General features: G+C 68.5%; 14 protein-coding genes and 1 tRNA gene. 8 read left to right on the top strand and 7 right to left on the bottom strand.

Annotated elements, in window-relative coordinates; all coding sequences use genetic code 11:
- Positions 1-79 precede the first annotated feature (79 nt).
- Positions 80-1,198: a metallophosphoesterase gene (locus MKK63_RS01725; RefSeq protein WP_243998118.1), complete on the top strand. Its 1,119-nt coding sequence runs from the start codon at positions 80-82 to the stop codon at positions 1,196-1,198.
- 46 nt (positions 1,199-1,244) lie between these two features.
- Here MKK63_RS01725 and MKK63_RS01720 read toward each other — a convergent pair whose 3' ends face one another.
- The gene (locus MKK63_RS01720) at positions 1,245-1,892 is read right to left on the bottom strand and encodes a TetR/AcrR family transcriptional regulator (RefSeq protein WP_243998116.1); all 648 of its coding nucleotides are present in this window, start codon (positions 1,890-1,892) and stop codon (positions 1,245-1,247) included.
- A 55-nt stretch (positions 1,893-1,947) separates the two neighbouring features.
- Positions 1,948-2,604, bottom strand: a complete 657-nt coding sequence (locus tag MKK63_RS31880; RefSeq protein WP_243998114.1) for a hypothetical protein — start codon at positions 2,602-2,604, stop codon at positions 1,948-1,950.
- Here MKK63_RS31880 and MKK63_RS01710 point away from each other — a divergent pair.
- The 3 genes from MKK63_RS01710 to MKK63_RS01700 are packed head-to-tail and all read left to right on the top strand — an operon-like array spanning position 2,569 to position 6,612.
- Positions 2,569-3,441: an HlyD family secretion protein gene (locus MKK63_RS01710; protein WP_243998112.1), complete on the top strand. Its 873-nt coding sequence runs from the start codon at positions 2,569-2,571 to the stop codon at positions 3,439-3,441. The genes MKK63_RS31880 and MKK63_RS01710 overlap by 36 nt on opposite strands.
- Entirely contained in the window at positions 3,438-5,012 is a 1,575-nt protein-coding gene (locus MKK63_RS01705; RefSeq protein WP_243998110.1) for a DHA2 family efflux MFS transporter permease subunit, read from the top strand. The genes MKK63_RS01710 and MKK63_RS01705 overlap by 4 nt, the downstream gene beginning before the upstream one ends.
- A gap of 1 nt (position 5,013) precedes the next feature.
- Positions 5,014-6,612 (top strand): efflux transporter outer membrane subunit, encoded by a 1,599-nt coding sequence (locus MKK63_RS01700; protein ID WP_243998109.1) that lies wholly within the window; start codon positions 5,014-5,016, stop codon positions 6,610-6,612.
- Positions 6,613-6,644: 32 nt separating this feature from the next.
- Here MKK63_RS01700 and MKK63_RS01695 read toward each other — a convergent pair whose 3' ends face one another.
- The 3 genes from MKK63_RS01695 to MKK63_RS01685 form a co-directional block, all read right to left on the bottom strand.
- On the bottom strand, positions 6,645-6,908 hold the full coding sequence (locus MKK63_RS01695) for a hypothetical protein (protein ID WP_313901736.1): 264 nt from the start codon (positions 6,906-6,908) through the stop codon (positions 6,645-6,647).
- 304 nt (positions 6,909-7,212) lie between these two features.
- A tRNA-Gly gene (locus MKK63_RS01690) sits at positions 7,213-7,286 on the bottom strand.
- 44 nt (positions 7,287-7,330) lie between these two features.
- On the bottom strand, positions 7,331-8,173 hold the full coding sequence (locus tag MKK63_RS01685) for a 3-keto-5-aminohexanoate cleavage protein (protein ID WP_243998107.1): 843 nt from the start codon (positions 8,171-8,173) through the stop codon (positions 7,331-7,333).
- 173 nt (positions 8,174-8,346) lie between these two features.
- Between MKK63_RS01685 and aroQ the strand changes: the two genes are divergently transcribed.
- The 3 genes from aroQ to pyrC all read left to right on the top strand — a co-directional run bounded on the left by aroQ (position 8,347) and on the right by pyrC (position 10,728).
- Positions 8,347-8,796, top strand: coding sequence for a type II 3-dehydroquinate dehydratase (gene aroQ / locus MKK63_RS01680; RefSeq protein WP_243998105.1), 450 nt, complete (start codon positions 8,347-8,349; stop codon positions 8,794-8,796).
- 140 nt (positions 8,797-8,936) lie between these two features.
- A complete protein-coding gene (locus tag MKK63_RS01675; RefSeq protein WP_243998103.1) occupies positions 8,937-9,638 on the top strand; it encodes an orotate phosphoribosyltransferase in 702 nt (233 codons plus the stop codon).
- 10 nt (positions 9,639-9,648) lie between these two features.
- A complete protein-coding gene (pyrC, locus tag MKK63_RS01670; protein ID WP_243998101.1) occupies positions 9,649-10,728 on the top strand; it encodes a dihydroorotase in 1,080 nt (359 codons plus the stop codon).
- 163 nt (positions 10,729-10,891) lie between these two features.
- Here pyrC and MKK63_RS01665 read toward each other — a convergent pair whose 3' ends face one another.
- Together MKK63_RS01665 and MKK63_RS01660 are read right to left on the bottom strand one after the other, a co-directional pair.
- Positions 10,892-12,136 carry a glycoside hydrolase family 5 protein gene (locus tag MKK63_RS01665; RefSeq protein ID WP_243998099.1) on the bottom strand — a complete coding sequence of 415 codons (1,245 nt, stop codon included), beginning with the start codon at positions 12,134-12,136 and terminating at the stop codon, positions 10,892-10,894.
- Complete coding sequence (locus MKK63_RS01660) at positions 12,133-13,311, bottom strand: DUF1972 domain-containing protein (protein WP_243998097.1); 1,179 nt, start codon at positions 13,309-13,311, stop codon at positions 12,133-12,135. The genes MKK63_RS01665 and MKK63_RS01660 overlap by 4 nt, the downstream gene beginning before the upstream one ends.
- Positions 13,312-13,480: 169 nt before the next feature.
- On the opposite strand from MKK63_RS01660, the gene MKK63_RS01655 reads away from it, so the two are divergent.
- Positions 13,481-14,662 (top strand): glycosyltransferase family 4 protein, encoded by a 1,182-nt coding sequence (locus MKK63_RS01655; protein WP_243998095.1) that lies wholly within the window; start codon positions 13,481-13,483, stop codon positions 14,660-14,662.
- Positions 14,663-14,741 lie beyond the last annotated feature (79 nt).

Genomic DNA, 14,741 nt, shown 5'->3' with positions numbered 1-14,741 from the left:
GCCGGCGGAGAGGGGGCGCCGCGCACAACCGGGTCGCAAGCTTTGCCTTCCGGTTGCCGCCTGGTCCATGTAGCCGGCCATGATCCGCCTGATCCCCAGCCTGCCCGCCGTCTACGTCATCGCGCGGGTGGTGTGGCCCCTGCCGTGGCCGCTCGCGCTCAGGCTCAGCCTCGCCGCGATCCTGCTGGTCGCCTCCCAGTACCACCTGTGGAGCCGCCTCTCCTCCGGATCGGTCTTCGCGCCGGAATTCCCGCGCCCGGTGGTGATCCTGTTCAACGGGGTGTTCGGTGCGATCGCGTTGGCGGCGCCCCTGCAGCTCGCCCTCGATCTCGTCGCCCTGGCGTCCCTGGCCCTGCCCGGCGGCGGCTGGGCGATCCCGACCGCGTGGCGCCTTTCTGTCGGCTTCACGGCCGTGCTCCTCGCGGCGGTCGCTGTGCGGCAGGCCGTGCGCGTGCCGCCGTTGAAGGATGTCCCCGTGACGATCCCGGGCCTGCCCCCCGGCTTCGACGGCTACACGATCCTGCACCTGACGGACCTGCATATCAGCCGCCTGTTCCCGGCCGCCTGGGCACGGGCCGTGGTCGCGCGCGCCAACGACCTCAAGGTCGACCTGATCGTCGTGACGGGCGACTTCATCGACGGTTCACTGGAAGCCCGCCGGACCGACGTGGAGCCGTTGCGCGGCCTGCGGGCGCGAGATGGCGTCTGGGCCGTACCGGGCAACCACGAATACTTCTTCGATTTCGACGGCTGGATGCGCCATCTGGCAGGGCTGGGAATCCGCATCCTCTCCAATGCCCACACGGTCCTGCAGCGCGACGGCGGCGCGCTGGCGTTGGCCGGCGTCACCGATCGCTCCGCGCGCTCAACCGGTCACCCGGGTCCGGACCTCGACGCCGCCCTCGCGGGTGCACCTGCAGGTGCGCCGATCGTACTGCTGGACCACCAGCCGGCGAACGCCGCGCGGAGCGCTGCGCGCGGCGTGGCGTTGCAGCTCTCCGGTCATACCCATGGCGGCATGATCCGTGGCCTGGACCGGCTGGTGGCGCGGGGCAATGCAGGGTTCGTCTCGGGCGCGTACCGGGTCGGGACCATGCTGCTCTACGTCAGCAACGGCACCGGTCTTTGGCCCGGCTTCGCCCTCCGCCTCGGGCGCCCGTCCGAGCTGACGCGGATCACCCTGCGGAGGGCCTCCTGAATCCGCTCCCGCAGTGTCATGATCGTCGCGCCCGGCCGTCGTCGGATCAGGCGGCGTAGCTTGCCGTGAACACCCGGACCACCTCGGTGACGTGGGCTGCAATCTGCGGCGGGTCGATGGCGAAGCTGTTCGGCGTGAACAGCATCACCGGCAGGAACTTGCCAACGATGCTGCCGGTGAAGATCTCCGCCGCCCGGGCCGGATCGTCGCCCGTGAAGGCGCCGCGCGTCCGGGCCTCCGCGAGATAGAGGGTAAGCTTCTGCAGGGTCCGGCCGGGAGCCATCGCGTAGAACGCCTCGCCGAGGGCCGGATGCCTGTGAGTCTCGTTCACGATCATGCGAGCCAGGGCAGCCACGGTCGGGCTGCACATGCATTCGAGCAGTGCAGTGCCCACCGACCGCAAGACGATCGGCATGGGTCCATCGCCCTCCAAACTTGCGTCGAGTACCTGCCGGACCTCATTATTGCGGCTGGTCACCACTTCGATGAACAGCTCTTCCTTGCTGCCAAAGTGCCGATAGAGCGTCTCTTTGGAAGACCCGGCCACCCCGGCGACCATCTGCATCGTCGTCTCAGCGAAGCCGTGCTGGAGGAATACCTGCTCGGCGGCCTGGGCGATCTGCGCCCGGCGCCGCGCCCCACGCGGAATCGGACCGCGCGTGGCCCTCGAGTCGACCTCTGCGGCGCTTGACATCGCTCCGTTCGCCCCTGCACATCCGAACCGCCGGGTTCGGTTACGTCAACTGTCCCTACGGCAAGCGAACCGCGCGATCGAGTGTTCCCATCGACCGCGCTCCCGGTAGGGTGTGCGAATTCACGTGATGACCGACGATGATGCGGAAAGCGGCCGACGCCCCTACGCCCGCCCGCACGAGCGCCGCGACTACATCGAACTCGGATCCGACGCCGACGATCAGGGCCGGCGCGCGGCGCGCGCCTCCGCGTTCGGACAGCGGGGCGGCGATCAACCCGTAGACGACGCGTCCGCCGATCGGCGCCGCTCCAGTGGAACCCGGGACGCGGCCGACGACAGGCCCGAACGCGGGCGTCAGACGGGTCGCCAGGACAAAAGTCGGCAAACGGACGATGAGTCCCGCCCGGCCCGGGGATCGGACAGCCGGAACGGCGACGGTGAGGGTCAAGACAAGGACCAGGATACCGGCAGGAATGCGGGTTCCGGCAAAGATCGGGACGTCGAACGCCGCCGCAACCGCCGGCCGATCGTATTCGGAATCGCCGGCTTCGTCCTTCTGCTGATGATCGGTGGCGGCCTGTATTTCTGGCTGACGACACGCGGAAAGGCGTCGACCGACGACGCCTACACCGACGGCAACATCGTCAGCATCGCACCCCAGGTGGCTGGGCAGGTCGTGTCCCTCGAGGTTACCGACAATCAGTTCGTCCACAAGGGCGACCCGCTGTTCCACATCGACTCCCGCCAATACGTCTACCGGCAGGAGCAGGCCCAGGGTCAGCTCGACGCGAATGCGGCGCAGATCGCCAACCAGAGGCTCGGTGTCGAGATCGCCAGGAAGAACTTCCCGGCCGCGTTGGCGCTCGCGCAGGCGAACCTCGCCTCGGCCAGGGCCAACCTTGCCCTGCAGCAGGCGAATTACGACCGGCAGAAGAGCCTGCCGAGGCTCGCCACCACCCAGCAGGACGTGGACACCACGGCCGCGAACTATCAGCAGGCGAAGGCGCAGGTCGAGCAGGCCGAGGCGCGGGTCACCCAGGCGATGCCGGTCCAGCAGAATATCGGCCAGTCCCAGCAGCAGGTCGATCAGCTCCAGGGGCAGGCCGAGCAGGCGAAGGGCCAGCTCGATCAAGCCATCCTCAACGTCGAATGGAGCGTGGTGCGCGCACCCCAGGACGGCTGGGTGACGAAGCGCAACGTCAATGCCGGCGACTACCTTTCCGCCGGCCAGCAGGTGATGTCGCTGGTCACCACCGACGTGTGGGTCACGGCCAACTACAAGGAGACCGAGCTCGACGGAATGCACCCCGGCCAGCAGGTCACCATCACGGTCGACGCCTATCCGAACCTGGACCTGCACGGCCACGTCGAGTCGATCCAGCGCGGCTCGGGCTCCAAATTCTCCGCCTTCCCGGCCGAGAACGCCACCGGCAACTTCATCAAGATCGTCCAGCGGGTGCCCGTGAAGATCGCGATCGATTCCGGGCTGCGGAAGGACGAGCCGCTGCCGCTCGGCATCAGCGTCGAGCCGACGGTGCTGCTGAAATGAGCGCCGATCCGAACCAGGGCTGGAAGCCCGCCTACAATCCCTGGCTGATCGCCATCACGGTGACGCTCGCCGCCTTCATGGAGATCCTCGACACCACGATCGTCAACGTGGCGTTGCCCTACATCGCCGGCTCGCTCGCCGCCTCCGGCGACGAGGCGACCTACACGCTCACCGCCTACCTCGTCGCCAACGGCATCGTGCTCACCATCGCGGGCTGGCTGTCCGACACGATCGGGCGCAAGCGCTACTTCCTGATCTGCATCGCGATGTTCACGGTGTCGTCGTTCCTGTGCGGCATCTCGCAGAGCCTCGGGCAGATCATCGTGTTCCGCCTGATGCAGGGCTTCTTCGGCGGCGGCCTGCAGCCGAGCCAGCAGGCGATCATCCTCGACACGTTCCCGCCGGCCAAGCGCGGTGCGGCCTTCGGGGTGACCGCGGTGGCGACCGTGGTGGCCCCGGTGCTCGGGCCGACGCTGGGCGGCTACCTGATCGAGCATCTCGACTGGCGCTGGATCTTCTTCGTCAACGTGCCCGTCGGAATCCTGGCGGTGATCGCCAACGGCTTCTTGGTGCAGGACCCGCCCTCCGAGCAGGAGAAGCGCAAGACCAAGCGCGGCATCGACTATATCGGCCTGTCGCTGATCGTGATCGGCATCGGCTGCCTGCAGATCGTGTTCGACCGCGGCGAGGATGACGGCTGGCTCGGCTCGCCGTTCATCCGGATCATGGCGACCCTCGGCGTGCTCGGCGTGTTCGGCGCGATCTGCTGGCTGCTGACCGCGAAGAAGCCGATCATCGACCTCGACGTGTTCAAGGACAAGAACTTCGCCATGGGCTGCGTGCTCATCGGCGCCATGGGCTTCGCGCTCTACGCCAGCGCGGTGGTGATCCCGCAATTCGCACAGACCGTACTCGGCTACACCGCGCTGAAATCCGGCCTGATCCTGTCGCCGGGCGGGCTCGTGGTGATCGTCCTGATCCCGATCGTCGGCCAGATCATGAAGGTCGTGCAGACGCGCTTCATCGTCATGTTCGGCTTCACCCTGATGGGCGCGGCCCTGTTCTATTCGAGCCGGCTCGCCCCCGACATCGACTTCAAGACCCTGGTGCTGATGCGCTCCCTCCAGACGGCGGCGCTCGGCTTCCTGTTCGTGCCGATCTCGACCATCGCCTACCTGACCTTGCCCCAGAAGTACCGCAGCGACGGCGCGGCGCTGTTCTCGATGTTCCGCAACGTGTTCGGCTCGCTCGGGATCTCGCTCTCGACTGCGGCCATCACCGAGCGCACGCAGGCCGACCAGGCGCACCTGGCCGGATTCATGACGCCGCTGCGCTCCGGCTACAACACGCTGATCCAGGAGAGCGAGCACACCCTCCGCTCGCTCGGCCGCGCGGCGTCCGTGGTGCATCAGCAGGCGGTGGCGCACACCTACCAGACCTACATGACGCAGGCGCAGGTCTTGGCTTACAGCAACGTTTTCCAATACACGGCCATCGTCGCGCTGATGGTCGTGCCGCTCTGCTTCCTGATCTCGGGCAAGACCGCACAGGGCGGTGGGGGCGAACACTGACATGGCCTCCCGCATCATCACCCCGTGGTTGCGCGGCGGCGCGGCCCTCGCGCTTTCCGGATTGGCGGCCTGCACGATCGGCCCGAACTTTCTGCCGCCGGCCGCGCCGCTGACGGAAGCGAGCGACTACCTCGATACCGGCCTGCCGACCCGGACCCCACTGCCGCTGCTCGCCCGCACCAGCGCGGAGGAGCCGGCGGTGGCGTGGTGGCTCGCCTTCCGAGATCCGGTGCTGGCGGCGCTGGAAGAGCGCGTCGCCGCGCAGAACCTCGACGTGCAGACCGCCACGGCGCGGCTGTTCCAGAGCCGGGCCCAGCTCGGCACCGCGGCGGCGGCCGGGCTTCCGACCCTGAACGGCCAGGGCAGCGCCTACCGGCAGCAATTCAGCAAGAACGGCACGATCGGCCTTCTGTCGGGCTCCCTTGGCGGGGTCACGGGGGGCACCGACCCCACGGCGCCGCTGACCAACGGCTTCGAGAGCTACACGCTCGGCTTCGACGCCTCCTGGGAACTCGACCTGTGGGGCAAGGTCCGCCGCTCCGTGGAATCCGCCCAGGCCCAGGCGGATGCCTCCGCGGAGCAGCGGCGCGACGCCCTGGTCTCCAGCCAGGCCGAGCTGGCGCGCGATTACGTGCAGCTGCGCGGGACCCAGGAGCAGATCCGGATCGACCTCGCCAACATCAAGGTCAACGAGCAGATCCTCGACGTGGTGCGGATCCGCCAGCAGCGGGGTCTGGTCACTGGCCTCGACACCGCGAACGCCGCCCAGCAGGTCGAGGCGATCAAGGCGCAGCTGCCCCAGCTCCAGCAGCAGGAGATCCAGCAGATCAACGCCCTCTCGCTGCTGCTGGGCGAGCCGCCGCTCGCTTTGTCGCAGGAGCTGGTGTCCGGCCGCGCGATCCCGCCGGTGCCGCCCCGGATCCCCGTGGGTGTTCCGTCGACGCTCGTCCTGCGCCGCCCCGATATCCGCCGGGCCGACGCCAACCTGCACGCGGCGGTCGCCGAGATCGGCGTCGCGGAGGCGCAGTTCTTCCCGAGCGTGACGCTCTCGGCGAGCCCGGTCGTCAACGCGGTCGATCCGGGCAAGATCTTCCGGGGCTCGTCCCTACAATACATGAATGTCGGGCCGTCGCTCTCCATCCCGCTGTTCGAGGGCGGGCGGCTGAAATCGAACCTCGTTCTCCAGCGCGCCCGCCAACAGGAGGCGGCGATCGCCTACCAGAAGGCGGTGCTCCAGGGCTGGCACGACGTGGTCAACGCGCTGGCCGCCCTGAAGGGTGACGAGGGCCGCCGCGGGCGGCTGGCCCGTCAAGTGGCGGATGCGCGGCAGGCACTGGCTTTGTCCCGGGCTCGCTACACGCAGGGTGTCGAGATCTTCACCACCGTCCTCCAGGCCTCGCAGACCGTGCTGCAGGCCGAAACCAACCTCGTCCAGGCGACGGCGGCGACGTCGACCGACTTCGTGGCGCTGTCGAAGGCCTTGGGCGGTGGCTGGGAAGCGACCTTCCCGGCCGGCCCGACGCCACCGCTCGACCTGTCGCGGATCTCGATCCCACCGGGCGATCTGACCCCTGTCGGGGCCGGCGCATCGAGCAACTGAGAGTTCGGGGAGATTTTCAGATGGGCGGTGATTCAGGGTTTGCGCGATGCCTCGGCATCGGCGCCTGCGATCACGCGTCCGACCGTCGGCACGAGCGGCAGACGCAGGCCGAAGCGCAGGCCGTCCACCTCGACATCGACGGCGCTCTCGGCGGAACGGTGCATGATCGCCGTGGTGTTGCGCAATCCGTGACGCAGCCCGTCTGGCGCACCCGCTACGTCCAATAGCCGACGCAGGCGGGCATTGTCGGCCTCCAGGGCAGCGAGCCGATCCTCCAAGTCAGCTGGATCGGTCATGCCGACACTCCGCGGCGGTTGAACCAAGCAGACCTACCAGCCGGCGTGCGGGTCGCCGCCGTCGGGGATGTGACCGGAACGCATGATGATGCGACGGCCCGGAACGGGGGACCCGCCAACCTCCATCCGGACGGCCGCCGAGAGCGGGACGTAGAATTGCAGCTTTCGGGCGAAAGGGTTCGGCATCGCTATCTGACCGACAGGTACAAACGCCGGTCTACGCTCGCAAGCGGTCGATGCGGAGGCCCGGGGCAACGGACCCGCAGCTGATGCGTGGCGCGTCCTTCTCGGGCTGGGATCGGCGTGGAGCGGGTACCGGGAATCGAACCCGGGTATTCAGCTTGGAAGGCTGCTGCTCTACCATTGAGCTACACCCGCGCGGGCGGACCGTTAGCACGCTGGCCCGCGCGTGAGAAGGTGGTTCAGCCCAAACCCAGCGCGGCGCGGGCCTCCGCGGACGTGGCCACGCGGCGGCCATGGCGAGCCACCGCTTCGTCGGCGAGGCCGACGAGCTCGGCGTTGCTGGCCGCCAGCCGGTCCTTCGTCACCCGGATGTTGTCCTCCAGGCCAGTCCGCACTGCGTCGGCGCCGCGGGCGAGCGCCCAGTCCATCACCACCGCCTGGTTGCGGCCGATCCCAGCGGCCGTCCAGGTCGCCTCGGGGAGGATCCGGCGGGTCTCGGCGAGCAGGATGTCGAGCAGGTGCTCCTCGGCCGGCATCGCGTTCTGCACGCCCATAACGAACTGCACGTGCGGGCGCGCGTCGATCAGGCCCGCCTCCACCAACCGCTTGGCGCCATGCAGATGCGAGAGGTCGAAGATCTCGATCTCGGGCCTCACGCCGTATTGCTTCATCTGGCCGGCGAGATCGGTCACGAGGCTCGCGGCATTCTCGTAGACGATCGTCGGGAAATTGACCGAGCCCGTGGACAGGGAGGCCATGTCGGGCCGGTGCTTGAGCGACAGGCCGCGGGCGGCGGGATCGCGGCCGCGCCCGCCCGTGGAGAACTGCACGATCATCCCCGGGCAGTGCTTGCGCAGCCCCTCCTGCACGGCGGCGAATTTTTCCGGATCGGACGAGGGGGATTCGTCATCGTTGCGCACATGGATGTGACACAGGGTGGCGCCGGCCTCGAAGGCCTGATGGGTCGACTCGATCTGCTCAGCCACGGTGACCGGAACGGCCGGATTGTCGGTCTTGCGCGGCACCGAGCCTGTGATCGCCACTGCGATCACAACGGGCGCGTCGCTCCGGAATGCTGCCATCCGTCTGTCCTCCCTGTCCCGTCCCCTCGCCGTCCGGGATAGCGCCGCCGGGCGAGGATCTGAACCGACCGGCGGGCGCACCGGGCCCGTCTGCGGGACATCTCGCGTCGGATGACAGCCTGCCCTTGTGTCTTGCCGACGCTTGCCGCACCTCTCAGGCGGCGAGGCAGACGATGAACGACACGATCCTGGTCCTAAACGGGCCGAACCTGAACCTGCTCGGCAAGCGCCAGCCGGAGATCTACGGGCACGAAACGCTGGCCGATGTCGAAGCCCTGTGCCGCGAGACCGCCGCCGGATTCGGGCTCACGGTCGATTTCCGCCAGAGCAACGCCGAGCACGTGCTGATCGACGCGATTCATGAATTCCGGGTCGGATCGGCCGGCATCGTGATCAACGCCGGGGCCTACACCCACACTTCCGTGGCGATCCTCGACGCGCTCAACACCTGCGAGGTGCCGGTGATCGAGTGCCACATCTCGAACGTCCACCGGCGCGAAACTTTCCGCCACCATTCCTACATCTCGCTCGCCGCCACGGCGGTGCTGGCGGGGTTCGGGACGCACGGCTACGCGCTCGCCATCCGGCATATCGCGCATCTGCGCGCTGGCAGGACTGCGTGAAGCGCGGATAGCGCGCCGCGCAGGGTTGACGCTGGCCGAGACAGGGCGGAGGAGGGCGGTCAGGCCCAATTCAACGCGTTCTCTCCGACCGGACTGGTCTTCAAGCCCCGGAGAGCACCCAAGCGGAGCGCGCACGCCGCATGACCAGCCCCTTCCTGCCCCTCGACCGGGACGTCATCGCCCGCGAGACGGCCAAGATGTTCCTCGAGATCGGCGCGGTTCTCTTCTATAAGGACGAGCCGTTCAAGTTCACCTCCGGCTGGGCGAGCCCGGTCTACACCGACAGCCGGAAAATCATTTCGTTTCCGCGCCTGCGCTCGACGCTGATGGACTTCGCCACCGCCACGATCGTGCGCGAGATCGGCTACGAGAGGCTCACCCACATCGCGGGCGGCGAGACCGCCGGTATCCCCTTCGCGGCCTGGATCGCCGACCGGATGATGCTGCCGATGCAGTACATCCGCAAGAAGCCAAAGGGCTTTGGCCGCAACGCGCAGATCGAGGGCGAGATCGTCGAGGGCGCCCGCACGTTGCTGGTTGAGGACCTCGCCACCGACGGGCGCAGCAAGGTCAATTTCTGCAAGGCCCTGCGCGATTCCGGCGCCCAGGTCGATCACTGCTTCGTGCTGTTCTACTACGACATCTTTCCCGACAGTGCGGCGCTGATGCAGGAGATCGGCATCAAGCTTCATTATCTCACCACGTGGCGGGACGTGCTGACAGTTGCCAAGGAGATGGGCACCTTCGACCCAAAGACGCTGGACGAGGTCGAAAGCTTCCTCAACGCGCCGGCCGCGTGGTCCGCCGCCCATGGCGGCATCTCCGCCTTCGGTCAGTCCTGAAAGGTCCGCGATGAGCGTCGCCGACCTGTTCCCCGCCGAGCGCCAGGACACGAAGACCATCGAGCGGATCACGATCCGCCGCCCGGACGACTGGCACATCCACCTACGCGACGGCGCGATGCTGAAGGCGGTGCTGCCCTATACGGCGGCGCAGTTCGCCCGGGGCATCATCATGCCGAACCTCGTGCCGCCGGTGACCACGGTCGCGGCCGCGCGGGCCTATCGCGAGCGGATCCTAGCGGCCCTGCCGGCCGACATGGATTTCACGCCGCTGATGACCTGCTACCTGCGGGACGACACCGATCCGGACGAGATCGAGCGCGGCTTCAAGGACAAGGTCTGGATCGCCGCCAAGCTCTATCCGGCGGGCGCGACCACGAATTCGCACGCGGGCGTCACCGACCTTCTCGGGATCGCGCCCGTGCTGGAGCGCATGGAGCGGATCGGCATGCCGCTGCTGATCCACGGCGAGGCGACCGACCCGGAGATCGACATCTTCGACCGCGAGGCCGCCTTCATGGAGGGTAGCCTGATTCCGCTCCTCGCCCGTCATCAGGGCCTCAAGGTCACTGTGGAGCATGCCACCACGGCGGAGATCCTCGACGTGGTCCGGGAGCACGCGAGCCGGTGCGCGGCCACGATCACGCCGCACCATCTCGTGATCAACCGGACCCACATCTTCCAGGGTGGCCTGCGCCCGCACCTGTACTGCCTGCCGGTGGCCAAGCGCGAGCGGCACCGGCTCGCCCTGCGCAAAGCCGCGACCTCGGGCGAGGCCTGCTTCTATCTCGGCACCGACACGGCCCCGCATGTCCGCGGCGCCAAGGAGGCGTCCTGCGGCTGCGCGGGGGTATTCTGTGGGCCTTCCGCGCTCCAGACCTACGTGCAGGTGTTCGACGAGGAAGGGGCGCTCGACCGGTTCGAGGCCTTCGCGTCGCTCAACGGCGCCCGGTTTCACGGGCTGGAGCCGAACGCGGCAACGGTCACGCTGGAACGGCGGGAGAGCCGCGTCGCGGAGGCGGTCGCGGTTGAGGACACGGCGGTCGTGGTGTTCCGTGGCGATGAAACGCTGCCCTGGGCGGTGGCTTAGGCACTCAGGGCAGCAGCGAGAACGACGTATCATATCCGAGCGTCGATGCGTGTGGAGCGAAGCCATCCGGGGCGATCCCACGCTTCCCGATGTAGCGCCACTTTGCATCGCTGGGTTTCGCCCGTGATGGCGGAGCGCTATCGGCCCCCCATCGGAAAGCGTCTTACGGTTCAATCTTGAGGCCCAAAGCTGGTAGCAGCGCAGGATCGACTGCGTGCGCTTTGTCCATCAGGCCGAGCCCGTCGAACAGATTCCAGAACGACCACCCGAAACCCGCTCGCTCCGCCGTCAGCCGCACGTCGCGGAGATAGGCGGCCCGGTCGATGGGCCGCGCGGCGGTGTAGCGGGCGTCGGTGCGCAGGGCGCCGAACTCGCCCATCAGCACGTTCCGGCGCGGGATCCCGTAGAGGTCGGCCCAGGTCGCGACCGGGTCCATGGCGGCGGTAAGGAAGGCCGGTCCTGGCTCGGCATCGCCGTACTCGCGCAGCTTGGCCTCGATCTCCGCACGGTCGCGGGCCTTCTCGGCCTGCGCGACCGACCGGTCGGCCTCCATGCGGGCCGACACCGCCTTCAGCGTCTCTGGCATGCGCGCGCGCGTCCCTGGCCAGGGCACGGCGTTGAGCCAGCGATAGAACGGCTCTTCGGTAAGCCAGGTCGCCCCCTGATGCGAGAACAGATACGGCTCGTAGAAGTGGAAAGTGTAGAGCAGGGGCGCAAATCGCGCGAGCGGCGCCGGGTCGAGGGCCGTCAGGCCGGCGACGAGGCTGCCGCATGAGCCCGTCGCCACCAGGGTGAGCGCTGGTGCCGCCGTCCGGGCCGCGGTCAGAAGCCTCTCCTGAACCCGATTCCACGAAAGGGCACCGCAGGCCTGCGGCGGCTCGTTGACCGGCTCCAGCGCGACCCGGTCAACTCCCTTGCGAGCACACAGGCGGGCCAGTTCGGCGATGAGATCCCGGTAGGCCGGAAACAGCGGCGCCCGATCTGTGCCGTAGAACGCCTCCGGCGTGTAATGATGGGTCGCCGCATTCGCCTGAACGTTAAGCGCGACGCGGAGGCCGGCCGCCAGCACCGCATCGATTGCCGCTGACAGGTTGCCGAGGAGTTCGGCCCGGCGGGTTCCCGTGAAGGCCACGAACGGGCCGGGATCGAGCGGCAGGCGCGCGAAATCGAAGCCGACGGCGGTGAGTCGCATCAGGTCGGCACGGGTCGGGACAGGGCGATCCGCCTGGAAGGGCGGCCAAGCGTAGTCGATGCGCGGGGCCGGATATTCCGTGGTGAGCGAGAACCAGGGCCAGAGCGAGATGCCCCGGCGCAGCGGAATCGGCGCGACGGCGCTTCGGGCCGGCACCGCCCGTGCGCCCAATGCAGCGAGGCCGCCCGCGAGCAGCCTCCGGCGACTGGCCCTCACCCGCTCGCGCCGGCCGTGGCGCCGATCGGCTCGGCGAACGGCACCTTGACGCGCTCCGCCGGGGGATAACCTCCGACCCGCCGCACCTCGTCTTCATAGGCCGCCAGCACGTCGCCCCACCGGAAGTCCTCGGCACGCCGCCGGGCCGCCGCGCGGGCATGCGCGACCGCCTCCGCCTCGTCGAGAACCTGCTCGATCGCGACGGCACAGGAGTCGACGTCTTCGAAGTAGAACTGCGCGTCGCCGGCGGTTCCCCGGTTGAACGGGTTGGCGTGGGCGATCACCGCGTTGCCCGCCCACAGGGCCTCGACCAGTGACGGGTTGGTGCCGCCCACCGAGTGGCCGTGGAGATAGGCCAGCGCATGGATCCGCAGGGCCTGGACCTGATCGGGCTCGTAGATGGGGCCGGGAAACAGAACCTCCGGGGAGGCGGCTTCCTCGACGGCGCGATGATAGCGGTTGTGCACGCACATGGTCCCGAGAACCACGAGGCGGACACCCCGGGGCCGGCGCGAGAACGCCTCGACGATCGTCAGGATGTTGTTATCGGGTTCGATGCGGGCGATCGAGACGAGGTAGCGCCCGGCCTCCAACCCAAGCGGCGGTGGCGCAATCTCGTCGGACGGCGGGTCGCCCCCGTAGGGAATCGTCGTGATGGCCCGGCGCGGGCGCCGCGTGGCCAAGTGGTCGGCGATGGCTGGATGGTCCGCGACGAGCCGGTGCGAGGACCACGCGGCGATCCACTCGCTGACGTAGAAGTACGCCCGGATGGGCGGCGACCATTTCGGGCGGCGCCATTCGATCCCGTCCATGTTGGTCAGGATCCGGCCGCCGCTGGCGCGCAGATAGGGCAGGAAGGCCGCGCCGTTGTAGCCGAGCACGAGGTAGACGCCGCCACGCCGGGCCGCATCCCAGGCGCAGAACGCGTCGAAGGCCAGGGTCGCGGCCGGGCCCTTCAGGCCGACTTCCACGGTGATCAGCTCGATCCCGTTCCAGACCCGCGACGAGATCCGCGTGCCGACCCGCTTGACCTCCCGCTGGCAATACACGCCAACGCACCAGCCACGAACCGCGAGGTAACGGGCGAACCGCTCGGCAAAAGTTTCGAACCCACCATGTGCAGCCGGGATCCCGCGCGTTCCTAGAATTAGCACTGCGGGTATGCGGTCCGGCATTGTCCTTCCTTCCAGGTGCGGCGTTTATATTATAAGAGGACATGCCCGCCAAGCGACCCAATGGAATATCAACCATCGGTTTTCCAATTTGCCGACAGTTAATCCAGCGGTAGAGGATTCGATATTGCACACTGTCGCCGCCGCACTGGCTGACGAGCGAGGTGTTCCGGTGGCCGCCGGAGCGCAAGACGCGTCCGCGCTGACGATCACCTGCGTGCATCAGGGTTTCGAGCTCTATGGATCGGACCGCTGCTTCATCGAGACGGTCCGCACCCTCCGTGCTGCCCATCCGTCCGCCCGGATCGATGTGATCCTGCCGCGCCACGGGCCGATCGTGCCGGCTCTGGAACCCTTCGCCAGCCGCGTCGTGATCGCGCCGTTGTGGATCCTGCGGCGCAAGAATCTGGCGCGGCGCTGCATCGTCGCCCCGATAGCTCTGCCGGTCGCAGTTCTGCGCGCGCTGCGGCGGATCCGCGGCAGCGACCTCGTCTACATCAACACGACCGTGGTGGCCGATTACCTGCTCGCCGCGCGGCTTCTTCCCGGGCGGAGCATCGTCCACATCCACGAGATCCCGGAAGGCGCCGTGTTGAAGGTCCTGCGCGGGCTGATCCGCTGGAGCAGGGCCGACGTGGTATTCAACTCGCACGCCACCGCCCGGGCCTACGCGCTGCCGGCGGGGACCGGCGCCCGGGTGGTCTACAACGGCATCGCCGCGCCGGCCGCGATGAACCGGGGCGGGTACGACGGCCGCCGCCCGCTCCGGGTGCTGATGCTGGGGCGCATCAGCCGGATCAAGGGACAGGATGTGCTGATCGAAGCCGTGGCCGCGCTGCCCGAGGCGCTGCGGCGGCGGATCGAACTGCGCATCGTCGGCAGCGCGTTCGAGGACGCGGCGCGCGAACGCGCCCTGATGGAGCAGATCGCGGCAGCCGGCCTGTCGGATCAGGTCACCCGCGAACCGTTCGTGGCCGATCCGGACGCCCTCTACCGTTGGGCCGACGTGGTGACCATGCCGTCGCAGCGCCCGGAATCCCTCGGCCGGGTGGCGATCGAGGCCATGGCGTACGGCGTCCCGCCGCTGGTGACGGCGATCGGCGGGCTGCCGGAGGTCGTCGAACACGGGCGGACGGGGTGGATCGTCCCGCCCGGCGGCCCCGCACCGATCTCGCGGGCGCTCGCCGGCATGATCGCCGACCCGGCGGCGTGGCGCGGCTTCGGCCAGGCGGCACGGGCGCGCTACGAGGCTCTGTTCTCGGAAGCGTCCGCGGCCGAGGGCATCGACGCCGCGGTGCGGGCGACCCTGCGGCGATCGAGAGCCGGGTCTCGCCCGGTTCTTCCGATCGGCTGAGCCGGGAAGCCGAATCGAATCGCTGCGGAAACCGGATCGCGCGGTGTGTTGCATAGAGCCCGATGTTCTGGTCCGCAAT

The sequence above is a fragment of the Methylobacterium sp. J-088 genome (assembly GCF_022829295.1).
GTDB lineage: Bacteria > Pseudomonadota > Alphaproteobacteria > Rhizobiales > Beijerinckiaceae > Methylobacterium.
This window is presented reverse-complemented; position numbering and strand designations above follow the sequence as displayed.